Raw genomic sequence first — 23,979 nt, 5'->3', positions numbered from 1 at the left:
CTGTTCCAGCGCTTCGAGCAGGCGGAGAGTCCGCAGCGGCGCGCCGGCAGCGGGCTGGGGCTGGCGATCTGCCGCGAGCTGGTGGAGATGATGGGCGGCAGCATCGAGCTGGAATCGCGGCTGGGCCACGGCAGCACGTTCCGCGTGCGGCTGCCGCTGGNCGAGCCGGCGGCGCCGGTGCCGGTGGAGCGGCCGAGCGGTCGCCGCTACCGGCTGCTGCTGGTGGAGGACGACACCATCGTGGCGGCGGTGATCCGCGGCCTGCTGGAGCGCGAGGGCCACGCGGTGGTGCACGTGGTGAACGGGCTGGCGGCGCTGGCCGAGCTGGCGCACGCGCAGTTCGATGCGGTGCTGCTGGATCTGGACCTGCCGGGCGTGGACGGTTTCCAGATCGCGCGGCTGATCCGCCAGCGCGAGCCGGCCGGGCGGCACCTGCCGATCGTGGCGGTGACCGCGCGCCAGGGCAGCGAGGACGATGCGAAGGCGCGCGCGGCGGGCATGGACGGCTTCCTGCGCAAGCCGCTCAGCGGCGAGCAGCTGGCGGCCGCGCTGGCGCGGGTGGTCGACGGCGCGGCCGCGCCGGCGTGAATCACATGTCGTACTTGTGCAGCTCGAAACCCAGTCGCTGGTATTCGCGCCAGCGCGTGCGTGAACCCTCGCGTTCGGCCGGGTCGGCGGCGACCACTTCCAGCACGCGCTGGTAGCGGCCGGCGGGGCAGCTCTCGCGCAGGTTGATCAGCAGCGGCCGGTCGGCGCTGTCCACGCCCGGCGGCACGATCAGTACCGCCGTCTCGTCGTCGTCATCGTCGCCAGCCAGCTGGTGCGGGATCATGGCGTCGTCGTCGAACGCCCACAGCAGTTCGTCCAGCGCTTCGGCCTGGGCAAAGTCGCGAGCCAGGATCAGCATCGGCTGCCCGCCGGCGAATGCCTTGTTCGCCAGCTCGCAGACCAGCAGCAGCGGCTGTTCGCGAAAGCGCGGCTTGTCGATCAGGTAGAAGTCGGCGCGCATAAGGTCGGGAGTGAGTGGCGAGAAGAGGGAAGTGAGAGTAGGGCGATGGGCATGATGCCTCAAACCTTCATCGCTCACTCCTCACTTCGCGTCACTCACTGCTCGCTCCGGTCCAACAGCCACTGCGCCAGCAGCGCCACCGGGCGGCCGGTGGCGAGGCCCTTGCGGCCTTCCTCCCAGGCGGTGCCGGCGATGTCCAGGTGGGCCCAGCGCTGGCCGTCGGTGAAGCGCGACAGGAAACAGCCGGCGGTGATCGCGCCGGCGCTCTTGCCGCCGATGTTGGCGACGTCGGCGAAGCCCGATTCAAGCTGCGCCTGGTAGTCGTCCCACAGCGGCAGGCGCCAGGCGCGGTCCAGCGTTTCCTCGCCGGCAGCGAGCAGTTCGGCGGCGAGGTCATCGTGCTTGCTCATCAGGCCGGTGGCGTGCTTGCCCAGCGCGATCACGCAGGCGCCGGTGAGCGTGGCCGCGTCGACCAGCGCCTGCGGCTGATACGTCTGCGCCGCATAGGTGAGCGCGTCGCACAGGATCAGGCGGCCTTCGGCGTCGGTGTTGAGCACTTCGATGGTGAGCCCGGACAGGCTGGTCAGCACGTCGCTGGGGCGGTAGCTGTCGCCGTCGGGCATGTTCTCCACGGCCGGCACCACGCATGCCAGGTTGAGCTTCAGGCCCATCTTCACCGCAGCGACGAACGCGCCGAGCACGCCGGCAGCGCCGCCCATGTCGAACTTCATCTCTTCCATGCCGGCGCCGGGCTTCAGGCTGATGCCGCCGGAGTCGAAGGTGACGCCCTTGCCGACCAGCACGTACGGCTTGGCGCCGTCGTGGCCGCCCTTGTATTCGAGCGCGATCAGGCGCGGCTTGTTGACCGAGCCGCGCGCCACCGCCAGCAGCGAGCCGAAGCCGAGCTTCGCCATCGCGGCTTCGTCCAGCACGCTGCAGCTGACCTTGCCCTGCGCCTCGGCGAAGGCCTGCGCCTGCGCCGCGATGTAGGCCGGGTTGCAGATGTTCGGCGGCAGGTTGGCCAGTTCGCGCGCGAAGCGCACGCCCTCGGCGATCGCCACCGCCTGGTCCAGCCCGCCTTGCGCGTCGGTGCCGGCGGCGAACGTCAGCGCGGCCAGCTCCGTCTGCTTGCTCTTGTCGCGCGGCTTGAACGTGGCGGTGTAGCGGTACGCGGCGTGGTCGCAGGCCAGCGCGGCGATGCGCACGCGCCAGGCGCTGTCGCGACCGGGCACCTCCACCTCGCTGAGGTAGGACACCGCATTCGCCACCGGCAGGCGGCCGAGCGAGCGCGCCGCCTCGATGTTCACCTTCTGGTAGCGCGCGGCGTCGAACGATTTCTGCGCGCCGAGTCCGACCACCAGCACGCGTTGCGCGGCGACACCGGCCGGCGCGAACAGCACGGTGGTGGAACCGGCCTTGCCGCTGATGTCGCCGCTCTCCACCTGGCGCTTGATCATGCCGCCGGCGGCGCTGTCCAGCTGGGCCGCCGCACTGGTCAGCACGCCCTGTTCGTAGACGCCGACCAGCACGCAGGCGCTGTCGACGGTGGCAGGAGCGGCGGAGCCGAGGCTGAACTGGAGCGTCATCGAGGTGGTTCCTGCAGGGGTCCGGCTGGCGGCCGGACAGGCTAGACTTGCGGTTTGCCGGCGCCGATCGGGCCGGGCCGTACAAGCGGACAAGTTTATCGCATGCTGAGCATCCTCGACCGCTACTTCCTGCGCGAGCTGGCGCAGACCGTGACCGCCACCGTGGTGGTGCTGCTGGTGGTCGTGGCCGGCAGCGCGTTCGCCAAGGTGCTGGAGCAGGTGGCCAACGGCAGCTTCCCGGCCAGCGTGATGTTCCAGGTGCTGGGGCTGCGCACGCTCGACGGCCTCACCAACATGCTGCCGCTGGCCAGCTTCGTCGGCGTGCTGCTGGGGCTGGGGCGGATGTACCGCGAGAGCGAGATGCACGTGCTGTCATCGTCCGGCATGGGACCGCGCGGATTGCTGCGTCCGGTGCTGCTGCTCGGCGCGCTGCTGGTCGCGCTCACCGCGCTGGTTTCGCTGTGGCTGGGGCCGTGGGCGGTGCGCACCAGCGACGCGCTGGTGGCCGAGGCGAACCGCTCGGTGATCGCGGCCGGCCTCGACGCGGGGCGCTTCACCGAACTGCCGGGCAAGGGCGGCATCATCTTCGTCGACAGCCTGAGTCGCGACGGCAGCAAGCTGGGGCGCACGTTCGTGGCAACGCAGAGCGAGGGCAAGAATGGCCCGCCGCACCTGAAGGTGGTCAGCGCGACCAGCGGCGAGCTGTACCAGGAGAGCAACGGCGAAGGCCGCTTCATCGCGTTCAAGGACGGCTGGCAGTACGACATTCCGCTCGGCGCGAACAACTGGCGGCAGATGCAGTACCGGCGCAACGACACCTCGCTGTCCAGCGTGCAGGCCGACGACGACGATGATCCGGCGCACTCCAAGAGCAGCTGGGCACTGTTCCGTTCGGACGACCCGACCGACCGCGCCGAATTCGCCTGGCGCGCCAACGCGCCGCCGTTGACCTTCGTGCTGCTGCTGCTGGCGTTGCCGCTGTCGCGGCAGAGTCCGCGCGAACCGAAATACGGCCGCCTGCTGCTGGCGGTGGTCACGTTCTATCTCTATTACACGCTGCTGGCGCTGGGCCGTGCGCAGATCGGCAAGGGCCACTGGCATGGCGAGGCGCCGCTGTGGGCGCTGCATGCGCTGGTGCTGGCGCTGGCGCTGTGGATGCTGTGGAAGCAGTACGCTCCGCGCAAGCTGCGCAAGCGGCGCGTGCTGCCGGGCTTGCCGGCATGACGGTGTTCAACATCAAGCGGGTCGACCGGCTGGTCGCGCTGAGCGTGCTCGGCTCGATGCTGATGGTGTGGCTGGTGCTGACTGGCTTCGATGCGGTGAGGATACTGCTGGTGCAGCTGGGGCACGTCGGCAAGAACGGATACACCACGAGCAGCGCGCTGGCCTATGTGCTGGTGACCTTCCCGCGCCGCGCCTACGAGATGTTCGGCAACGCCGCGTTGATCGGCGGCCTGCTCGGCCTGGGCGGGCTGGCCGGCACCGGCGAGCTCACCGCGCTGCGCGCCGCAGGCATGTCGCGCCTGCGCATCGCCGGCTCGGCGGTCGGCGTGGTCGCGGTGCTGATCGTCGGCGTGGTGGTCATGGGCGAGACGCTGGCGCCGTGGGGCGACCAGCAGGCGCAGGCGATGCAGCTGCGCACGAAGACCGGCAGCCTCGGCATGGGCACCAGCAGCGGGCTGTGGGCACGCGACGGCGCCAGCGTGATCAACGCCCGCGGCACCTCGCTGAAGCAGCGCGACGGCGTCGGCGCGGTGCAGCTGAGCGACGTGCGCGTATTCACCTTCAGTCCCGACGGCAGGCTAGACCGCTTCATCTGGGCCAGGACGGCCGAGCACAACGGCCGGCAGTGGGTGCTGCACGACGTGCGCATCACCACGCTGGATGCTCAGGGCACCCATGCCAGCGTGGCGGCCGCGCTGCCGTGGCAGTCCAGCCTCGATCCGCAGGTGCTGGCGCAGTCGGTGATCCAGCCGCAGTACCTTTCCATGCGCGACCTGCGCCGCAACATGGACTACCTGGAAGGCAACGGCCAGAGTCCCGGCACCTACGCGGTGGCGTTCTGGGGGCGTGCGCTGTATCCGCTCAACGTACTGGTGCTGGTGCTGTGCGCGATGCCGTTCGCGTTCGGCTCGCTGCGCTCCGGCGGCCTCGGCAAGCGCATGTTCATCGGCATCCTGCTTGCGCTGGGCTGGTACTTCCTGCAGCAGGCGATGGTCAACTTCGGCACCGTGTACGGCATGCCGCCGCTGCTGGCGAACCTGCTGCCGGCGCTGATCCTGGTGACGGCGGCGTGGCTGTATTTCCGCCGCCGCGTCTGAGTGCGCCGTCGGGGCGCGCGCACTTGCCCGCGGCGCCGGATACGGCCAAGCTGGCCTTCTTTGCCGACCGCAAGGGGTGAGCCGTGGAATGGGTGGATCTGCGCAGCGATACGGTGACGCGTCCGACCGCGGCGATGCGCGCGGCGATGCTGGGGGCCGAGGTCGGTGACGACGTCTACGGCGAAGACCCGACCGTCAACGCGTTGCAGCAGCGGCTGGCCGACGAGCTCGGCTTCGACGCCGGCCTGTTCGTGCCCAGCGGCACCCAGTCCAACCTGCTGGCGTTGATGAGCCATTGCGAGCGCGGCGACGAATACCTGGTCGGCGCGGACGCGCACACCTACAAGTTCGAAGGCGGCGGCGCGGCGGTGCTCGGCTCGATCCAGCCGCAGCCGATCGTGCAGGCGGCCGACGGCAGCCTGCCGCTGGAGCGCATCGAGGCAGCGATCAAGCCGGTCGACCCGCATTTCGCGCGCACCCGCGTGCTGGCGCTGGAGAACACCTGGCATGGCCGCACGCTGCCGCTGGACTACCTGCAGGCGGCCCACGACGCGGCACGCGCGCACGGTCTTGGCCTGCACCTGGACGGTGCGCGGCTGTTCAATGCGGCAATCGCCTGCAACGTGCCGGCGCGCGAGATCGCGCGCCACTTCGATACGGTGTCGGTGTGCCTGTCCAAGGGGCTCGGCGCGCCAGTCGGTTCGGTGTTGCTCGGTTCGCACGCGCTGATCGACAAGGCGCGGCGCTGGCGCAAGGTCGCCGGCGGCGGCTGGCGCCAGGCCGGCATGCTCGCCGCGGCCGGCCAGTACGCGCTGGATCACCACGTGGCGCGGCTGGCCGACGACCATCGCCGCGCCGCTTATCTCGCCGGACGTCTGCGCGAGATCGCCGGCGTCGACCTGCTCGGCCAGTACACCAACATGGTGTTCATCGACGTGCCCGCCGGGCGCCTGCGCGAACTGGACGTCCATCTGCGCGACGCCGGCATCCGCATCAGCATCGGCTACCTGCCCACGCTGCGGCTGGTGACGCATCTGGATGTCGACGACGCCGGCATCGAGCGCACGGCCGCGGCATTTGCGGAATTTTTCGGGCGCGGTTGAGCGGCAGCGGCACGCCGGCCAGCCGCTCGACATCGGACCGGCGCAGGTTGTTGGCGCGCCCGATGCCGCCGCCATCGACCCTGCCTGCCGGGGCCGCGGGCACCACCCGCCGGCGTCCGTGCGGCGGCCGCCAAATGAAACCGCCTGGCCGTGTCGAGTCCGGGAAACCTCGCTCGTCGCTTTCGAGTCCGGCCGATCCGGCCAGCCTGAAGAGGGACATCGATCATGCGCAAGTTGACCTCGCACCTGTTCATCTCGCTGGATGGTGTCGTCGAGGCGCCGGACAGGTTTCTCCGCGACGACCTGTATCAGGACCTGTCTCTGTTCGACGAGGAGACCGTGACGGGGCAGGATGCCGTGCTGTTGGGACGCAGGACGTACGAGGCATGGGCAATGTTCTGGCCCGGCGCTGAAATCGAGCCGTTCGCCAGCTTCATCAACCAGGTACCGAAATATGTCGTTTCAGGCAGCTTGCGGACCCTCGACTGGGCGCCGTCGAGGCTGCTTTCCGGCGACGTCCTCGACGAGATCGCGGCGCTCAAGCGCCAGGCCGGGCAGGCGATCGGCGTCCACGGCAGCATCAGCCTGGTACAGGCCCTGCTGGCGGCCGGATTGCTTGACGAGTTGAGGTTCGTCCTGTGTCCGGCGGTAGCCGGCCAGGGCCGCCGCCTGCTGTCCCGCGAAGGGGAGCCGATCCAGCTCGACCTGCAGTCGGCGCGCACCACGCCGGGCGGATTGCAGTATCTGGTATTCCGGCCGCGCCGTTAGCCGGCGTCGCCCACCCGTGCGGTTCGGCCCGCGTCGATGGCGGGACGCGCATCCACCCGCAACACCAGCTTTCCCCGGTGGCTGCCGTCGAACAAGCGGTTCAACACTTCCGGCGCGTTTTCCAGTCCCTCGGCAACGGTTTCCTCGGCCTTCAGCCGGCCGTCGCGGATCCACCCGGCCAATGCCTGCACCGCCTCGCGCGTCCTGGTGTAGTCGAGCACCAGGAAGCCGCGCATGCTGAGCCGTTTCATCACGAGGATGCCGTAGTCGTCGCCCGGCCGTTCGGCGCTGTTGTAGCCGGAGATCAATCCGCACAGGGCGACGCGGCCGCCGATCACCATCCGTGACAGCACCGCGCGCATCACCTCGCCGCCGACGTTCTCGAAATTCACGTGCACGCCATCGGGGGTAGCGGCCTTGAGTTGCTGTTTGAAGTCGGCCGCCTTGTAGTCGACGGCGGCGTCGAAGCCGAGTTCGGCGGTGAGGTGGCGGCATTTGTCGGGGCCGCCGGCGATGCCGACCACGCGGGCGCCCATGATCTTGCCGAGCTGGCCGGCGACGGAGCCGACCGAGCCGGCAGCGGCGGAGACCACCAGGGTTTCGCCGGCTTGCACCGGGGCGATCTCGGTCAGGCCGTAGTAGGCGGTGACGCCGCTCATGCCGGCTGCGCCAAGCAGGGTGGGCAGCGGGATGCCGGGGGCGGCAGGCAGGCGCACGTAGCCTTTGGCGCTTTCGTGCAGTACCAGGTAGTCCTGCCAGCCGGTGAGGCCCTGCACCAGATCGCCTTCGTGGTACTGCGCCGAACGCGACTGCACCACGCGACCCAGGCCGAGCGCACGCATCACCTCGCCGATCGCCACCGGCGGCAGGTACTGCGGGATGTCGCGCATCCACACGCGGTTGGTCGGGTCCATCGAGAGGTACAGCACACGCACCAGGACTTCACCGTCCTTCAGCTCCGGCACGGGCTGTTCGACCAGGTCGAAATCCTCGCGCCGGACCAGGCCTTCGGGGCGGGTCTTGAGGCGCAGCTGGCGATTGAGCTGGGGCATGCGGTTCACCGTGACGGAGAGGCGTTCCACTATACGGCGCCTGTTGCCGCGATCAGGCAACCCCGTTGTGCATCGTGCTGCGTTGAATCGTTGATCGGCATCCGTTTGCACCGGAACCGTCGCCGGCGGCGGGCATGGCTGTGTGCCTGTCGTGTTCCACTTACACTGTGCCGGCCGCACGGCACACGGGGAGAACTGCATGCTTGCTCGAACGCTCGGACTGCTGGGTCTGTGGTTGCTGCTGGCGGCGCCGTTGCCGGCGCAGGACGTACCGCCACCCTTGCGCGACTGGCAGGGCTGGGTGCTGCATGACGTGCCGCAGCACGACTGTCCGTTCCTCGCCACCCAGGTGCCGAACGCCGGCAATCGCCTGTGCGCCTGGCCCGGCCGCCTGCTGCTCGACGCCGGCAAGGACGGCGCTCGCTTCAGCCTGGATGTGCGCGTGGATGCGCCAAGCTGGGTGGCGCTGCCTGGCGATGCGCGGAGTTGGCCGCAACAGGTCAGCGCGAACAACCAGGCGGTCACCGTGTTGCAGCGAGGCGATCAGCCAATGGTGTGGCTGGCACCCGGCGATTATCAGTTGCGCGGCACGCTGCCGTGGGCGGCGCGTCCGGCGCGCCTGCGCGTGCCTTCGACGATCGGGTTGGTGGCGCTGAGCGTCGACGGTGCAGCGGTCACGCGCATCGAGCGCAACGGCGAGCAGCTCACCCTGGGCGAGGCCGCCGCCGCGCAACGCGCCGCCGACGCGCTGTCGCTGCGCGTCTATCGCCGCCTCGCCGATGGCCTGCCGGCCACGCTGGAAACGCAATTGCAGTTCAACGTCGCCGGCAGCGCGCGCGAGCAATCGCTCGGCCCGGTGCTGCCGGAAGGTTTCGTGGCCACCGCCTTGTCCGGCGACTTGCCCGCACGGCTGGAGAACGACGGCCAGCTGCGCGTGCAACTGCGGCCGGGGCAGTGGACGATCACGCTGCAGGCGCGCAGCGTCGCGCCGCTGGCGAAGGTGGCGCTGAAGCTGCCGGCGGCGCCGTGGCCGCGGCAGGAGATCTGGAGTTACGCCGACGATCCGGCGCTGCGCAACACCCGGGTGGAAGGCCGCGCCACCGACGCGGTGCAGGCCGGCGTGCCGGGCGAGTGGCGCGAGCTGCCGGCGTTCGTGCTGGACGACGGCGCGGGCCTGGCGATCGAGCAGGGCACGCGCGGCGACGAGGGCGGCAAGGGCGACCAGCTGCACCTGCAGCGCCAGCTGTGGCTGGGTTTCGACGGCGGCGGGCTCAGCGTGGCCGATCGCCTCAGCGGCGAGCTGCGTCATCACCAGCGCCTCGACGTGGCGGCGCCATGGCAATTGCAGCGGGCCAGCCAGGATGGCGCGCCGCTGCTGGTCAGCCAGGGCGAGGGCGGCCGCAGCGGGGTCGAACTGCGCGAACAGCAACTCGACCTGGACGCTGGCCTGCGCCTGCCCATGCACCGCGGCGCGATCCCCAGCGCCGGCTGGCAGCTGCCGCTGGAGAGCATCGACGCCACCTTGCACCTGCCGTACGGCTACCGTCTGCTCGGCGCCACCGGCGTGGACCGCTCGCCCGATTCGTGGGTGGCGCAGTGGAGCCTGCTCGACTTGTTCGTAGTGGCCCTGATCGCGCTGCTGGCCGGCCGCCTGCTCGGCTGGCCGTGGGCGCTGCTGGCCGCTGGCTATCTGGCGCTGGCGCAGCACGAGAGCGCCGCGCCGTTGTGGACGCTGGCGGTGACGCTGGCGCTGGCGTTGCTGCTGCGGGCGTTGCCGGAAGGGCGCTTGCGTTTGGCGGCGCGCGCCGGCGCGGTGGCGATCTTCGCACTGGCGGTGCTGTGGACGCTGCCGTTCGTCGCGGCGCAGTTGCAGTACGCGTTGCATCCGCAGTTGGAAGGCGCAGGCCAGAGCCGGATTGTTTCGGCGGGTTATGCCGAGCAGGCAGCACAGGAAGAGGTTTATGCGAAGGCGCGGATGAAGCAGTCGGCACCGGCGCGTGCCCCCGTGGCGCCGGCACCGGTCGCCGAAGTTTCCGCCGACGCGGCGATGCCGCCGCCACCACCACAACCGGCACCTGCGATGGCGATGCAAAACGGTTCGAGCCTGTCGCTGGAAGCCATCACCGTCACAGGGTCAGCCGTGCAGAACCTGAGTGGCGCATCGACCCTTGCCGGCAGCGCCGCCGACAGCCGCAGCCCGACCCAGGCCGGCGCCGGCACGCCGCACTGGAACCAGGGCAACGACTACCGGCTCGGCTGGTCCGGCCCGGTGACGGCGGAGCAGAGCACGCACCTGGTGATCGCGCCGGCGTGGCTGGTGCGGTTGCTGCGGGTGCTCATGGTGGGGCTGCTGGCGCTGCTGCTGGCGAAGCTGGTGCCGCTGCTGCTGACGCCGCTGCGCGGTCGCTGGCGCGACTGGCGCGGCGGTGGTGCGGTGAGCGCCGCCTTGCTGGCCGTCGCGCTGTTGCCTGCCGCCCTGCATGCGCAGAACCTGCCCAGCCAGGATCTGCTGAACCAGCTGCGCGACCGGCTGACCGAGGCGCCGAAGTGCGCGCCGGCCTGCGCCGCCGTGGCGCAGGCGCAATTGCAGGCCAGCGGCGACACGCTGGAGGTGGCATTGGAGGCGCATATCGGCGCCGCGGTTGCGCTGCCGCTGCCGCAAACCGATGACGCCCTGCAGCTGCTCGACGTTGGCGTGGACGGCCATGCGAATGCCCCGCTGAGCCGCCGCGGCGACCAACTGCTGCTGCGGCTGGAACGTGGCGTGCATCGGGTCAGCCTGCGCTACCGCATCGGCGTGACCGACAACGCCAGCCTGCGCTTCGTGCTGCGCCCGCAGCGCATCGCGTTCAGCGGCCAGGGCTGGCTGCTGGCCGGGGTCGACGACGGTCACCCGCTCGGCGACAGCATTGCCTTGCAGCGCGTGCGCGCGGCCACCGATGGCAAGGACTTGCCGCCCGTCCAGAATTTCCCGCCTTACGTGCGGCTGACCCGCCGTCTGCAGCTGGGCGTGGACTGGACCGTCGAGAACACGGTCGAGCGGATCGCCCCGCAGGACGGCGGCTTCAGCGTCGCGCTGCCGTTGCTGCCGGGCGAGCATCCGCTGGGCGACGGCGTGCTGGTCAGGGATGGCCGCATCAGCATCACCTTCAACGCGAACAGCGGGGTGGCGAGCTGGAGCAGCCGGCTCGATCACGCGACGACGCTGGCGCTGAAGGCGCCAGCGCTGGGCGAGCGTGCCGAAGTGTGGGTGATCCACGTCGCGCCCATGTGGCATGTGGACGCAAAGGGCGTGCCGACCAGCGCCAGCGACGACGGGCTGTTGTACCAGCCGCTGCCGGGCGAAAGCCTGCAGCTGGCCTTCAGCCAGCCGGCGGCGATCGCCGGTGACAGTCTCGCGTTCGACGGTGTGCAGCTCACCAGCCGCGCCGGCGAACGGGCCACCGAAACCACGCTGAGCCTGCGCGCGCGCAGCACGCGCGGCGGCGAGCACGCGATCGGCCTGCCGGCCGGTGCCGAGCTGCTGGATGCGAATCGTGACGGCGAGTCGATCAACCTGGCCGTGCGCGATGGCAAACTGAGCTTGCCGCTGCTGCCGGGTGAACACGGCTACACGCTGCGCCTGCGCGAGCCGTACGGCGTCGCCGCGCGCACGCGCACGCCGCTGATCGCACTGCACGCGCCGGTGGCGAACGTCGACCTCACGCTGCAGCTGCCGCAGGATCGCTGGGTGCTGTGGACGTGGGGGCCGACCACCGGCCCGGCAGTGCTGTACTGGTCGCAGCTGGTGGTGCTGCTGTTCGCCGCGTGGCTGCTGGCGCGCTACGCGCCCACGCCGCTGCGCTTCCGCCACTGGCTGCTGCTCGGGCTGGGTTTCTCCGCGTTCGCCTGGAGCGCCTATGCGCTGGTGGTGGCATGGCTGATCCTGCTTGGCCTGCGCGCACGCAGCACCTCGCCGGAGCAACTGGGCAGCACGACCTTCAACCTGATGCAACTGGGGCTCGCGCTGCTCACCGTGCTGGCACTGGTGGTGCTGGTGGGCGCGGTGCCGAAGGGCCTGCTCGGGCTGCCGGACATGCACGTGGCCGGTAATGCGTCCAATGCATGGAACCTGCGCTGGTTCGCTGACCAGAGCGCGAATGTGTTGCCCGGTGCCGGCGTGTTCAGCGTCTCGCTGTGGGCCTACAAGCTGGCCATGCTGGCCTGGGCGCTGTGGCTGGCGTGGTCGCTGATCGACTGGCTGCGCTGGGCGTTCGAGGCGTGGATGCGCGGCGGTTACTGGCGCAAGCGCAAGTCCAAGCCAGGGGTGACGCCGCCGCAGTTGCCACCCTCGGCGATGGAGTCGCCGCATGCCTGATGTCCGCAGCATGCTGGCTGTTGCGGCCGATCGGCTCGGCGAGCGCGCCGACGCCGAGCTGCTGCTGCTGCACGTGCTGCAGCAGTCACGCAGCTGGCTGTTCACGCACGCCGACGACGTGCCGGATATGGACGTCCAGACGGCTTATGCCGCCCTGGTCGAACGCCGCGCCGCGGGCGAGCCGGTGGCCTATGTCACCGGCCGGCGCGGCTTCTGGTCGCTGGACCTGGAAGTGAGCCCGGCCACGCTGATCCCGCGTCCGGAAACCGAGCTGCTGGTGGAGCTGGCGCTGCAGCGCCTGCCGCCCGATGCCGCCTGCAGCGTGGCTGACCTCGGCACCGGCAGCGGCGCGATCGCGCTGGCGATTGCGCGCGAGCGGCCGCGCGCCCGGGTGGTCGCCACCGACGCCAGCGCCGCCGCGCTTGCCGTCGCCCGGCGCAACGCGCAACGCCACGCCATCGGCAACGTCGCCTTCGTGCATGGCGACTGGCTGGCGCCACTCGCCGGCCAGCACTTCGACCTGATCGCCTCCAACCCCCCGTACATCGAGGCCGCCGACCCGCACCTGGCGCAGGGCGACCTGCGCTTCGAGCCGCCCGCGGCGCTCGCCTCCGGCCCCGACGGCCTCGACGCCATCCGCCGCATCGTGCGCGACGCCCGTAGCCACCTGCATACCGGCGGCTGGCTGCTGTTCGAGCACGGCTGGAACCAGGGTGACGCCACCCGCGCGCTGCTCGCCGAGGCCGGCTATGCCGAAGTATTCACGGAACAGGATCTGGAACTGCGCGATCGGGTCAGTGGCGGGCGGGTCTGATGGTCGGCTGGATCGTTGCCGTGGGAACCCGTGCTCTCAGCATGGGTGCTTGAAGTCGTAGTCGGCATCCATGAGCGCATTGGCAAACTCGGGATCCACGGCCTCGAGTTCCTTTGCCGCCATGAGGCCTGTATCCACCCACTCACGTTCCGGTGTGGTTGGCAGGTAGGGATGCCCCAGTTCTGCCAGCATGCGGGTGAGCTGCTGGTTGGCGTGAATATAGACACCGTAGCCTGGCGTTCCTTGGCATACGCGCATTGAGTAGTGTCAGTGCCTTCCTGACTGAGCATACTGCTCCATCCCGGTCGATCACGGACCGACCCCCATAACGTCGAAAGCGCTGCTGCACGCACTCATCATCTGGGTACCTTTGCCCCGTGTGACGACCGCCCGCCCAGGACATGCTTTCGGCCAGTTCGCCCATGCTGCCGCGGCCTTTGGCCAGATAGGCGACGATGCCCATCGGCAGGAGGACCAACACGGCGACGTGGCGCGGGCGATCTTCTCGGCGGCGTGGTGGACGGCGAGCCGGTCGACGCGGACCGGTTGTTGCGGCAGCGGTGGCGGGGTGGCGGGGTGGCGGCCAGCCAGGCCTGGCGGATGCTGGCCCAGTAGTCGCGGCGATCCCGGGCATGTCGTTGACGACGTACTCGGCCAGTGCCTTCAGGCCCATGGCGATCAGTATCCACTCGCCGACTTGCGCGCCAGCGCCAGTGCCGACGCCCCCGGCGATGCCGCCGATCAGGGCGGCGCCACCGGTGGTGGTGAGCATGACGATGAGGCACTGGCGCAGCACTTCGACGATGTCGTTCACGACACCCTGGAGATTCAGGTCGCGGAAGTTGCGCAGGATCCAGCAGACCGCCAGCCCCTCGGAAAGCCTGATGGCTTGCCGCACGCTGTCAGCGCGAGCCGAGACCAGCCTTGCCTTTGCCGCCGCCGCGTCGATGGGAGTGGGGCCGCGCGGGCAGTCGGTGTGCCCGCCGGCCCGGTGACGGGCTCAGGCGCTGGCCTGGCTCAAGGCTCCCGCCTGCGGGAAGCGCGCACGGATCGCGTGGCGGATGCCGGGCAGGTCCAGTCCGGCCATGCTCAGCACTTCCTCGCGGCTGCCGTGTTCCAGATAGACGTCCGGCAGGCCCAGGTGCAGGATCGGCAGCACGATGCCGTGCGCGGCGAGGCATTCGGCCACGGCGGAGCCGGCGCCGCCGGCGACCGCGTTGTCTTCCAGGGTGACGAAGCCATCATGGGTCTTCGCCAGTTCCACCAGCAGCGCCTCGTCCAGCGGCTTCACGAAGCGCATGTTGACCAGGGTGGCGTCGAATTCGGCGGCGATCGCGGCGGCGGGTGCCAGCATCGCGCCGAAGCTGAGCAGGGCCAGGCCGTGGCCGCGCCGGCGCAGCTCGGCCTTGCCGATCGGCAGGGTGTCGAGTTCCTGGTGGATCGCCACGCCGGGGCCGGTGCCGCGCGGGTAGCGGATGGCGGCGGGGCCGTGATGGTGGAAGCCGGAGGAGAGCATCATGCGGCACTCGTTCTCGTCGGCCGGCGCCATGATGACCATGTGCGGCAGGCAGCGCAGATAGGTCAGGTCGAAGCTGCCCGAATGGGTGGCGCCGTCCGGGCCGACCACGCCGGCACGGTCGATGGCGAAGGTGACGTCGAGGTTCTGCAGCGCCACGTCGTGGATCGCCTGGTCGTAGGCGCGCTGCAGGAAGGTGGAGTAGATCGCCACCACCGGTTTGGCGCCTTCGCAGGCCATGCCGGCGGCCAGCGTCACCGCGTGCTGCTCGGCGATCGCCACGTCGAAGTAGCGCTCGGGGTACTCCTTCGAGAAACGCACCAGGCCGGAGCCTTCGCGCATCGCCGGGGTGATGCCGAGCAGGCGCTCGTCGGCGGCGGCCTGGTCGCACAGCCAGTCGCTGAAGATGTCGGTGTAGGTGGGCCTGGCCGGCGCAGGCTTCTTGACCACGCCGGCTTCGGGATCGAACGGACCCACCGCGTGGTATTCGATCTGCGCCTGTTCGGCCGGGGCATAGCCCTTGCCCTTGGTGGTGATCACGTGCAGCAGCTGCGGGCCGGGCAGGTTCTTCACCGTGCGCAGTGCCTGCAGCAGCTGCGGGATGTTGTGGCCGTCGATCGGGCCGGTGTAATGGAAGCCCAGCTCCTCGAACAGCGTGGAAGGCACGAACATGCCCTTGGCGTGCTCCTCCCAGCGCTTGAACCAGCGGCCGGCGAAGGACTGCTTCGGGATCGCCCGCTTGGCCCGCTCGCGCAGCTGGTTGAGGCGGCGGCTGGCCATCGCGCGCGCCATCATCTTGGTCATCGCGCCCACGTTCTCGCTGATCGACATGCCGTTGTCGTTGAACACGACGAGCATGTCCGGCTCGACGTCGCCGCCGTGGTTGAGCGCCTCGAACGCCATGCCGGCGGTCATCGCGCCGTCGCCGATCACGGCCACCACCTTGCGCTTGTCGCCTTTGCGCTGCGCGGCGATCGCCATGCCCAGCGCGGCCGAGATCGAAGTGGACGAATGGCCGACGCCGAAGGTGTCGTACGCGCTTTCCTCGCGGCGCGGGAACGGCGCCAGGCCGTCCTTCTTCTTGATCGTGGTGATGCGGTCGCGGCGGCCGGTGAGGATCTTGTGCGGGTAGCACTGGTGGCCGACGTCCCACACCAGGCGGTCGTGCGGCGTGTCGAATTCGTGGTGCAGCGCCACGGTCAATTCCACCACGCCCAGACCGGCGCCGAAATGGCCGCCGGAGCTGGCCACGGATTCGATCAGGTACTGGCGCAGCTCGTCGGCGACGGCGGGCAGATCCTCGTCGCCCACGCGGCGCAGGTCGGCCGGCGTCTCGATCGGCGCCAGGTGGGGGTAATGGGAAAGGTCGTTCATCTGCCTATTGTTGGCCCAGCGCGGGGGCGGGGCAAGGGCGAGCAGGTGAACGGAACCTGGCGGCGTCCAGGCGGAACCGGGCCGCGCCCGCCACCGGCTGGACTCAGGCGGCCACCGGCATGTTCATCGAGCGCCGGTCGCGCGGCAGCCGGCTGACCAGGAATTCCATCTGGTCGGCCAGGATGTTGCGGTTGGACAGGATCAGGTGTTCCACCCAGCTCGGCCGGTACGGCACCGCCAGCAGCGGCATGTCGGCCTCCTGCGGGGTGCGGTTGCTCTTCTTCAGATTGCAGGCGAGGCAGGCGCTGACCACGTTCTCCCATTCGTCCCGGCCGCGCTTGGAGATCGGCAGCACGTGGTCGCGGGTCAGTTCGGCGCGGGTGAAGTGTTCGCCGCAGTACAGGCAGATATGGCGGTCGCGGGCGAACAGCGCGGTGTTGGTCAACGCCGGCGCGGGGTCGATCGCGTGCTCGCGGCAGCGGCCGGTGCTGGCGATGATCGGGTGCAGACGCAGCAGGCTCTGCGCGCCGAGCACGCGGTTGTGGCCGCCGTGCACGGTGAGGCAGGGGTCGCCCAGGGTCCAGGCAACCGCGTCGCGCACGTACAGGCAAACCGCCTCCTGCCAGCTGATCCAGTCGAGGATGCGGCCGGCGGCGTCCAGTGACAGTACGCGGGTCGCATGGAGGTCGGCCCGACTTGGCACTTCCATCAGCATGTAAATCGTCCTTCAGCCAGGGGCGTCGAAAGAGCGTTTCGGCAATGCGGGAATGCTTGTCCGGGATCAGCATAGAACAATTCCATTGCAATTCGCATGCAAATCAGGCACGGCACCCCGTGCGTACAGTCGCCGTGCCGGGTGGGCGCTGATATGATCGCCAGTCAACACAGACCCGACGCCGGGTTTGGTAGGGGCGCTTGGTGGTGACCCGGCACGGCGGTGGGCAGAGGTGGACAACGTGGCTGAAGTTCTTTTCTACGAGCAACCGGTACCGCTCAACCGTGTCGAGCACAAGGACCTGCGCATGAAGGCCGTGCCGAACGTCAGGTTCGCCATGAACGCGCATTCCGTGCCGCTGACCGGCGTGGAGTTCGGCGTCGCCGCACGCGACCTGCTGATCGTGTTCGCCGGCACCAGCGTGGCCGATGCCGGCCCGGTAGCTCTGCTCGGCTTGCGCCAGAACGAAAACCTGTACGTCGACGCCAACGGCCAGTGGGCGCCGGATACGTACGTTCCCGCGTTCGTGCGCCGCTACCCGTTCGTGCTGGCCGAGAAGCCGGCCGGGCAGGAAGGCGACGACTTCACCGTGTTCCTCGACGAGCGCTACGAGGGATTCAATACCACCGAAGGCCAGCGCCTGTTCAAGGAAGACGGTACCGACAGCGAACTGCTGGCCAACGCCGTGGGCTTCCTCGGCGATTTCCAGCAGAACGTGACACACACCAAGCGGTTCATGGAGCAGCTGAACAAGCACGACCTGCTGGAGCCGCGCACCGTGCAGCTGCAGAAGGAAGGCAAGGACGGTCAGCAGGGCAAGTCGATCAACCTCAACGGCATGTTCGTGGTCAACGAGGCCAAGCTGCGCGAGCTGGACGAGAAGACCGCCCAGGAGTTCCTGCGCGAAGGCATGTTCGGCTGGATCTATGCGCACCTGCTGTCGCTGACCAACATCGACCGCCTGGCCCGCCGGCTGGACGTGCGCGAGCAGGCCGAGGCGGCCGCCGGCGCGGTCGCGAACTGATCCTTCCGTTTCGCCCCACGAAAAAGCCGCCTTCGGGCGGTTTTTTTTGTGGGGCGTTCAGCGGACCGGCTTGGCCAGCCGCAGCAGGTCGGGCAGGTAACCGGAGGTCTCGTACAACGCGCGGGCGCGCTCGTTGCCGGGGAACACCGCCAGCGTCACCAGCTGGCACTGATGGTCGCGCGCCCATGCCTCGGCGTGCGCCAGCAGCGCCTTGCCGACGCCGCGGTCCTCGTGCCGCGGCGCCACCGCGATGTCGGAGATGTGGCAGTTGCTGCGTCCGGTGAAGAAGTCCGCGGTGCGTTGCAGGTGGATGAAGCCGGCCCGTTCGCCGTCCGCGTCCTCTGCCACGAACAGGTAGCTGTTCGCCGGCTGGTCCTCCAGGTGGTGGCGCAGGTCGTTGCGGATGCCTTCGATGCATTCGTGGCGCCGCCGCCATGGCGGCAGCGTGAAATCGACGAAGCGCGGCACCTGCGCCAGGATGAACTCGTCGTCGTCTTCTTCGGCCAGGCGGATCAGCAGGGACATGTCGGTCATGAGGAGCGATCGGTGGCGGGGATGACGCTGCCGTTTCTACACCTTGCGTCGCGGTCGCGGTAGTCCCCGCCGGCACGTGTATATTTTGCGCAGCGCGAAGGCCTCCGGGGCGATGCATCGGCCTCGTCCCGCCGAACGGCATCCCCGCAAGGAAACCGCCCATGTCGACCACTCGCCGCATCCACATCCGGCCCGCCGGGGACCCCGTGCTGGTGCAGGGCATGCGCGCCATCCACGAGGACCTGAAGCTGCCGGCGGCGTTCCCGCCCGAGGTGGAGGCTGCCGCGGCGAAGGCCGCCGTGAACCCGCGCTGGCCGGAGCTGGACCGCAGCGACATCGCCCTGGTGACGATCGACCCGCTGGGCTCGATGGACCTGGACCAGGCGCTGCATGTCGAGCGCACCGCCGGCGGCTATCGGGTGCACTACGCAATTGCCGACGTCGCCGCCTTCGTCAGCGCCGGCGACCCGGTCGACCTGGAGGCGAACCGGCGCGGCGAGACGCTGTACGGCGCGGATGCGAAGATCCCGTTGCACCCGACGGTGCTGTCCGAAGGCGCGGTCTCGCTGTTGCCCGGTCAGGTGCGGCCGGCGCTGCTGTGGACGATCGAGCTGGACCGCAGCGGCGAAAGCGTGGCCGTCGACGTGCGCCGGGCGAAGGTCAGCAGTCGCGCCCGGCTCGACTATGCCGGCGTGCAGCAGCGCATCGACGCGGGGGCGGCCGAACCGATGTGGTCGATCCTGCGCGAGGTCGGCGAGCTGCGCCGGCAGCGCGAGTTCGCCCGCGGCGGCGTCAGCCTGCCGCTGCCGGAGCAGGAGATCAGCGTGGTCGATGGCCGCTGGCAGCTGGCGTTTCGCGCACGGTTGCCGATCGAGGACTGGAACGAGCAGATCTCGCTGCTGATCGGCATGGCCGCGGCGCAATTGATGGTGCAGGCGAAGGTGGGCCTGCTGCGCACCCTGCCGCCGCCCGACCCGCGCGCGCTCGGGCGCCTGCGCGTCACCGCGCGGGTGCTCGGCATCGGCTGGCCGCCCGGGTTGGACTATCCCGGCTTCATCCGTTCGCTGGACCCGTCCAACGACGCCCACGTGGCGATGCTGACCGCCTGCACCACGGTATTGCGCGGGGCCGGCTACGCGGCGTTCGACGGCACGCTGCCGGCGCAGCCGATGCACTCGGCGCTGGCCGCGCAATACACCCACGCCACCGCGCCGCTGCGCCGGCTGGTCGATCGCTACACCGGCGAGGTCTGCCTGGCGCTGTGCGCGAAACAGCCGGTGCCCGCGTGGGCGCTGGCCGCGTTGCCGGGCTTGCCGGCCACGATGCAGGCCTCCGGCCACCGTGCGGGCCAGTACGAGAGCGCCGTGCTCAACCTGGCCGAGGCCGCCGCGCTGGCGCCGCGGCTGGGCGAGGTTTTCGACGGGGCGATCGTCGAGGTCGCGCATGACGATCCGGCCCGGGGCACGGTGATCGTGCGCGACCCGGCGGTGGAGGCCGGCGTGTCGGGCAGCACACCCCTGCCGCTGGGTGCCGACGTCCGGGTGAGCCTGGTCGAGGCCGACCCACTGCGGCGCACGACCCGCTTCGAGCTGGCGCAGTGACGCGCCGACGTGGGCATGTCGATGAAGGCGCGCCGATGACGATCGGCGCCGGTGGCTGGGTCCTGCGCGGCATGCTCGGCCTCGGGCTGCTCGGCCTCGACGCCTGCGCGATGGTCGGGGTGAGCCACGTCAATACCCACGACTACGTCAGCCAGCGGCGCGCCGACGTGATCGTCGCCGACCGGCCGAGCGACCGCACCGTGCAGTCGCTCAACGTGGTCGCGCTGACGCCGGACAGCTGCCAGCGCGAGTTCGCCGCCTGCACGGACACCGTCGCCCGTTCGGCGGGGTTGACCGACGAGCAGCGGCTCTCGGCGCTGGCCGAGCTGTGGCTGGGCCGGGCGCTCAAGGCGGAGCGGTCGCGGCGCGGCAAGGCGATGGACGACGCGACGCTGGACGCCTTCCTGCAATCCGCGCGCTACGCCTATGCCTACCTCTTCTACACCGCGCGTACGCCCGCCGAGCGCGCGTTCGAATGGCGCCAGGTGCAGGTGACTGGGTTCTACAACCTGGCCGTGCAGCGCGCGATGAGCCGCTTCTTCCTGGAACTGCCGCGGCTGGACCCGCACTGGACGCAGACCACGCTGGCCGGCTGGAGCGTGCTGCGTCCGCACAGCGACGTGCGCCTGGCTGGCGGCACGCGCGTACCGGCGGAGCTGATTCCCGCGGCGAATCTGCGCTTCGACGGCCTGCGCAACGTCTATCGGCGCGATGGCTTCGGTTCCGACTTCGTGGCCGTGGCGCCGGCCGGGACGGCCGACGCCGCCGTGCCATGGCGCGAACCCGACTACGTGCCGGTCACCGGCGCGCTGGTGTTCGACGGCAGCACGCTGGCCCAGCTGCTGGCGACGCGGCAGGTGAGCGTGCTGGTGCGCGACCCGTATCACGACGACACCGTCACGGTCGGCGGTCGGGCGGTGCCGCTGGGCGCGAACTTCACCGCACCCTACGGCGTGTGGCTGGCGCGCTCAGGCTTCGCCCGCCAGTCGATCCGCTCGCTGCTGGGCCGCGAGGGCGGCCTCAAGACGCCGCGCGTGCTGCTGATGCAGCCCTACGATCCGGACCGGCTCACGGTGGTGATGCTGCACGGCCTGGCCAGCAGTCCGGAAGCATGGATCAACGTGGCCAACGAGGTGATGGGCGACGAAGAGCTGCGCCGCCACTACCAGGTGTGGGAGGTCTACTACCCGACCAACCTGCCGGTGGCGGTGAACCTGGCCAGCATCCGCAAGGCGCTGGACGCCACGCTGCAACATTACGATCCCTCCGGCCAGGCGCGCGCCTCGCGCGACATGGTGCTGATCGGCCACAGCATGGGCGGCGTGATCGCGCGCCTGCTGGTGTCCTCCAGCGGCGACCGGCTGTGGGGCGTGATCCCGGCGCGTGCGAACCTGTCGGCGAAGAAGCGGCAGCGGCTGCAGCAGCGGCTGGCGCCGTACCTGCAGTTCAGCCCGATGCCGCAGGTGACCCGCGCGGTGTTCCTGGCCGCACCGCACCGCGGCACGCCGTACGCACGGCACCGGCTCGCCCGCTGGCTCGGCGAGCTGATCCGGCTGCCGGTCGCCGTGCTGAAGGAAATGGCGGACATCGCCGACCTGCTGAAGTCCGACGACGCCGGCGGCGGTCCGCCGCTGCGCGTGTCCAACAGCATCGACAACCTCGGCGACAGCGACCCGTTCATCGTCGCCGCCGCCGACCTGCCGATCGCGCCGCAGGTGCGCTACCACTCCATCATCGGCGTCTACAGATCGAAGGGCGCGTTGCGGGACAGCAACGACGGCCTGGTGCCGTACAGCAGCGCGCACCTGGCTGGCGCCGACTCCGAACTGGTCATACCGTCCTGGCACAGCGTGCAGGAAACCCCCGCGGCGATCCTGGAGTTGCGCCGGATTCTGCGGCTGCAGCTGGCGGCGTTGAAGAAGGTCGACTGACCCGGCGGGAGGCGGGCGATCCATCACGGGCGATCGCCGAGGCTGCCTGCCGCGAGTTCGGTGCACCCTGTGCGGAGCCGCGATGGTGGCCCCGGCGGCGATCGTCGGACTTGGCAAGCCTGTTGCTTAGTTTCGGGCATGAACGACCTTGCCTACGACATCAGCTACCTGATCGAGCACGAATCGGCCCGCACGGAGGCGTCGCCGCCGCGCATGGCCAGGCCTGTTGCGCCACCAGCACCGCCCGGTACGGCCGCGACGCAGGCGGCCATGGCGCGAGAGCTGCTGCAGGCGGCCGAAGCCCACGAGGAATGGATCAGGCAGTACCTGGGCACGCAAGGCAGCGTGCAGTGCGGTGCGTGACCGGCCTGTCGTTGCAGAGCACAACCTGACCCGGATGGACACCTCCGGCGGCAGATCGGCCTGACGAAAAGCCCGGGACTGGCCCGGGCTATTGTTTGCCGAAAGGCTTGGCGGCGACTCAGTCGATGGCCGGCAGACTGCCTATGCCGGCCTCGATCGCTGCCTTGTGCGCCAGCGTGCGCGGCAGGATGCGGGCGAAGTAGAACGCGGCGGTGTCGCGCTTGGCCTGCTTGAACGCCGCCGGCTGGTTGCCGGCTTCGGCGGCGGCCACGCTGCGCGCCCACAGGTAGGCGAGGGTGACGTAGCCGCTGTAGTACAGGTAGTCGGTGGCCGCGGCGCCGAGTTCCTCGGGATTGGCCTGCACGCGCTGGGCCAGGCTCAGGGTGAGCTCGCTCCATTCCTTGGTGGCGACGGCGAGCGGGCCGACCAGCTGGCGCAGTGCCGTGTCGGCGCTGTGCTGCTGGCAGAACGCGCTGATCTCCTGCAGGAAGTGCTTCGCGCCCACGCCCTGCAGCTGGAGGATCTTGCGGCCGAGCAGGTCGGCCGCCTGGATCCCGGTGGTGCCTTCGTACAGGGTGATGATGCGCGCGTCGCGCACGAACTGCTCCATGCCGTTCTCGGCGATGTAGCCGTGGCCGCCGTAGATCTGCAGCGCTTCCTTGGTGCACTCCTGCGCCAGTTCGGTGGTCATGCCCTTGGCGATCGGGATCAGGAACGCGACCAGCTCGCCGGCCTGCTGCCGGGCTGCCTCGTCCGTCGCGCGATGTTCGATGTCGGTCTGCAGCGCGGTGTACAGCACCAGCGCGCGCGAACCTTCGACGAACGCGCGCTGGGTCAGCAGCATGCGGCGCACGTCCGGCTGCACCAGCAGGTTGTCGGCCGGCTTGTCCGGGAACTTCGGGCCGGACAGCGCGCGCGACTGCAGCCGCTCGCGCGCGTAGTTGAGGCTGTTCTGCAGCGCGCGTTCGGCCAGCGCCAGGCCCTGCACGCCGACCGACAGGCGCGCCGCGTTCATCATGGTGAACATCGCGGCAAGGCCCTTGTGCGGCTTGCCGATCAGGTAGCCCTCGGCACCGTCGAAGTTCATCACGCAGGTGGAGCAGGCGTGGATGCCCATCTTGTGCTCGATCGCGCCGGCGGCCACCGTGTTGCGCGCGCCCAGCGAGCCGTCCGCGTTGACCTTGAACTTGGGCACGATGAACATCGAGATGCCGCGGCTGCCTTCCGGCGCGTCCGGCAGGCGCGCCAGCACCAGGTGCACGATGTTCTCGGCCAAGTCGTGCTCGCCGGCGCTGATGAAGATCTTGGTGCCGCTGAGCTTGTACACCGGATGACCGTCCGCGTCCGCCGTGCCCGGCTCGGCGCGGGTCTTCAGCAGGCCGAGGTCGGAGCCGGCCTGCGGCTCGGTCAGGCACATGGTGCCGGTCCAGCGGCCTTCCACGATCGGCTTCATGAAGCGCTGGCGCTGCCACTCCTCGCCGTGCTGCTCCATCGCGTGGGTGGCGCCTTCGGACAGCAGCGGGTACAGGCTCCAGGCCAGGTTACCGGACTGGAAGATCTCGGTGGTGGCGGTGCCGAGCACGCCGGGCAGCGCCTGGCCGCCGTAGGCCTCGGGGTTGGTCAGGCCGGTCCAGCCGCCTTCGGTGAAGGCCTTGAACGCTTCCTTGAAACCCTTCGGCGTGGTCACCGTCTGGCTGGCCTTGTCGTAGCGGCAGCCCTCCGCGTCGGCGGGCGCGTTGGTCGGTGCCAGCAGCTGCTCGCTGAGGCGGCCGGCTTCCTCCAGCACGGCGTCGAACAGGTCGCGGCTGTGGGCCTCGCCGCCCTGCAGCGCGGTGAGGGTCGGCTCCGCGTTCAGCACGTCGAACAGGGCGAAGCGCAAGTCGTCGAGGGGGGCCTTGTAAGCAGTCATGG

At 70.0% G+C, this 23,979-nt stretch carries 19 protein-coding genes; 11 read left to right on the top strand and 8 right to left on the bottom strand.

The window, feature by feature from the left end; genetic code table 11:
• On the top strand, positions 1 to 588 hold a 588-nt coding region (locus RHOOR92_RS0111610), incomplete at its 5' end, for a response regulator (protein WP_027490290.1).
• 1 nt (position 589) lies between these two features.
• On the opposite strand, the gene RHOOR92_RS0111605 is transcribed toward RHOOR92_RS0111610, so the two are convergent.
• A complete protein-coding gene (locus RHOOR92_RS0111605) occupies positions 590 to 1,009 on the bottom strand; it encodes a DNA polymerase III subunit chi (protein WP_007513425.1) in 420 nt (139 codons plus the stop codon).
• Between the two features lie 95 nt (positions 1,010 to 1,104).
• Positions 1,105 to 2,595 carry a leucyl aminopeptidase gene (locus RHOOR92_RS0111600; RefSeq protein WP_015448689.1) on the bottom strand — a complete coding sequence of 497 codons (1,491 nt, stop codon included), beginning with the start codon at positions 2,593 to 2,595 and terminating at the stop codon, positions 1,105 to 1,107.
• 102 nt (positions 2,596 to 2,697) lie between these two features.
• On the opposite strand from RHOOR92_RS0111600, the gene lptF reads away from it, so the two are divergent.
• The 4 genes from lptF to RHOOR92_RS18735 all read left to right on the top strand — a co-directional run bounded on the left by lptF (position 2,698) and on the right by RHOOR92_RS18735 (position 6,787).
• Positions 2,698 to 3,819: an LPS export ABC transporter permease LptF gene (gene lptF, locus RHOOR92_RS0111595; RefSeq protein WP_007513429.1), complete on the top strand. Its 1,122-nt coding sequence runs from the start codon at positions 2,698 to 2,700 to the stop codon at positions 3,817 to 3,819.
• Positions 3,816 to 4,916, top strand: coding sequence for an LPS export ABC transporter permease LptG (gene lptG, locus RHOOR92_RS0111590; RefSeq protein ID WP_007513432.1), 1,101 nt, complete (start codon positions 3,816 to 3,818; stop codon positions 4,914 to 4,916). The genes lptF and lptG overlap by 4 nt, the downstream gene beginning before the upstream one ends.
• An 83-nt stretch (positions 4,917 to 4,999) precedes the next feature.
• Complete coding sequence (gene ltaE, locus RHOOR92_RS0111585; protein WP_007513434.1) at positions 5,000 to 6,019, top strand: low-specificity L-threonine aldolase; 1,020 nt, start codon at positions 5,000 to 5,002, stop codon at positions 6,017 to 6,019.
• 225 nt (positions 6,020 to 6,244) lie between these two features.
• Positions 6,245 to 6,787 carry a dihydrofolate reductase family protein gene (locus RHOOR92_RS18735; protein ID WP_007513436.1) on the top strand — a complete coding sequence of 181 codons (543 nt, stop codon included), beginning with the start codon at positions 6,245 to 6,247 and terminating at the stop codon, positions 6,785 to 6,787.
• Here the strand turns inward: RHOOR92_RS18735 and RHOOR92_RS18730 are convergent.
• Complete coding sequence (locus RHOOR92_RS18730) at positions 6,784 to 7,839, bottom strand: NADP-dependent oxidoreductase (protein WP_196802017.1); 1,056 nt, start codon at positions 7,837 to 7,839, stop codon at positions 6,784 to 6,786. The two genes, RHOOR92_RS18735 and RHOOR92_RS18730, sit on opposite strands and share 4 nt — an antisense overlap.
• Before the next feature lie 199 nt (positions 7,840 to 8,038).
• Here RHOOR92_RS18730 and RHOOR92_RS0111570 point away from each other — a divergent pair, with 199 nt between their 5' ends.
• Positions 8,039 to 12,196 (top strand): hypothetical protein, encoded by a 4,158-nt coding sequence (locus RHOOR92_RS0111570; RefSeq protein WP_027490289.1) that lies wholly within the window; start codon positions 8,039 to 8,041, stop codon positions 12,194 to 12,196.
• On the top strand, positions 12,189 to 13,010 hold the full coding sequence (prmC, locus tag RHOOR92_RS0111565) for a peptide chain release factor N(5)-glutamine methyltransferase (RefSeq protein WP_027490288.1): 822 nt from the start codon (positions 12,189 to 12,191) through the stop codon (positions 13,008 to 13,010). The genes RHOOR92_RS0111570 and prmC overlap by 8 nt, the downstream gene beginning before the upstream one ends.
• A 36-nt stretch (positions 13,011 to 13,046) precedes the next feature.
• On the opposite strand, the gene RHOOR92_RS0111560 is transcribed toward prmC, so the two are convergent.
• The 3 genes from RHOOR92_RS0111560 to RHOOR92_RS0111540 all read right to left on the bottom strand — a co-directional run bounded on the left by RHOOR92_RS0111560 (position 13,047) and on the right by RHOOR92_RS0111540 (position 16,615).
• Positions 13,047 to 13,202 (bottom strand): hypothetical protein, encoded by a 156-nt coding sequence (locus RHOOR92_RS0111560; protein ID WP_231378377.1) that lies wholly within the window; start codon positions 13,200 to 13,202, stop codon positions 13,047 to 13,049.
• Between the two features lie 808 nt (positions 13,203 to 14,010).
• Complete coding sequence (gene dxs / locus RHOOR92_RS0111545) at positions 14,011 to 15,900, bottom strand: 1-deoxy-D-xylulose-5-phosphate synthase (RefSeq protein ID WP_027484499.1); 1,890 nt, start codon at positions 15,898 to 15,900, stop codon at positions 14,011 to 14,013.
• Between the two features lie 103 nt (positions 15,901 to 16,003).
• Positions 16,004 to 16,615 (bottom strand): HNH endonuclease, encoded by a 612-nt coding sequence (locus RHOOR92_RS0111540; protein WP_015448681.1) that lies wholly within the window; start codon positions 16,613 to 16,615, stop codon positions 16,004 to 16,006.
• A 232-nt stretch (positions 16,616 to 16,847) separates the two neighbouring features.
• Between RHOOR92_RS0111540 and RHOOR92_RS0111535 the strand changes: the two genes are divergently transcribed.
• Positions 16,848 to 17,639 carry a SapC family protein gene (locus RHOOR92_RS0111535; RefSeq protein ID WP_027490285.1) on the top strand — a complete coding sequence of 264 codons (792 nt, stop codon included), beginning with the start codon at positions 16,848 to 16,850 and terminating at the stop codon, positions 17,637 to 17,639.
• Positions 17,640 to 17,696: 57 nt separating this feature from the next.
• On the opposite strand, the gene RHOOR92_RS0111530 is transcribed toward RHOOR92_RS0111535, so the two are convergent.
• Positions 17,697 to 18,173, bottom strand: a complete 477-nt coding sequence (locus RHOOR92_RS0111530) for a GNAT family N-acetyltransferase (RefSeq protein WP_007513453.1) — start codon at positions 18,171 to 18,173, stop codon at positions 17,697 to 17,699.
• 161 nt (positions 18,174 to 18,334) lie between these two features.
• Here RHOOR92_RS0111530 and RHOOR92_RS0111525 point away from each other — a divergent pair, with 161 nt between their 5' ends.
• The 3 genes from RHOOR92_RS0111525 (at position 18,335) to RHOOR92_RS0111515 (ending at position 22,068) form a co-directional block, all read left to right on the top strand.
• On the top strand, positions 18,335 to 19,774 hold the full coding sequence (locus tag RHOOR92_RS0111525; protein WP_015448679.1) for an RNB domain-containing ribonuclease: 1,440 nt from the start codon (positions 18,335 to 18,337) through the stop codon (positions 19,772 to 19,774).
• 35 nt (positions 19,775 to 19,809) lie between these two features.
• Positions 19,810 to 21,705 carry an alpha/beta fold hydrolase gene (locus RHOOR92_RS0111520; RefSeq protein WP_015448678.1) on the top strand — a complete coding sequence of 632 codons (1,896 nt, stop codon included), beginning with the start codon at positions 19,810 to 19,812 and terminating at the stop codon, positions 21,703 to 21,705.
• A gap of 138 nt (positions 21,706 to 21,843) precedes the next feature.
• Positions 21,844 to 22,068, top strand: coding sequence for a hypothetical protein (locus RHOOR92_RS0111515; RefSeq protein WP_007513459.1), 225 nt, complete (start codon positions 21,844 to 21,846; stop codon positions 22,066 to 22,068).
• Between the two features lie 118 nt (positions 22,069 to 22,186).
• On the opposite strand, the gene RHOOR92_RS0111510 is transcribed toward RHOOR92_RS0111515, so the two are convergent.
• Positions 22,187 to 23,977 (bottom strand): acyl-CoA dehydrogenase C-terminal domain-containing protein, encoded by a 1,791-nt coding sequence (locus RHOOR92_RS0111510; protein WP_027490284.1) that lies wholly within the window; start codon positions 23,975 to 23,977, stop codon positions 22,187 to 22,189.
• Positions 23,978 to 23,979: the final 2 nt, after the last annotated feature.

It is taken from the genome of Rhodanobacter sp. OR92 (genome assembly GCF_000427545.1).
Lineage (GTDB): Bacteria > Pseudomonadota > Gammaproteobacteria > Xanthomonadales > Rhodanobacteraceae > Rhodanobacter > Rhodanobacter denitrificans.
The sequence above is the reverse complement of the archived record's forward strand: the minus strand, read 5'-3'. Positions and strand labels throughout refer to the sequence as shown.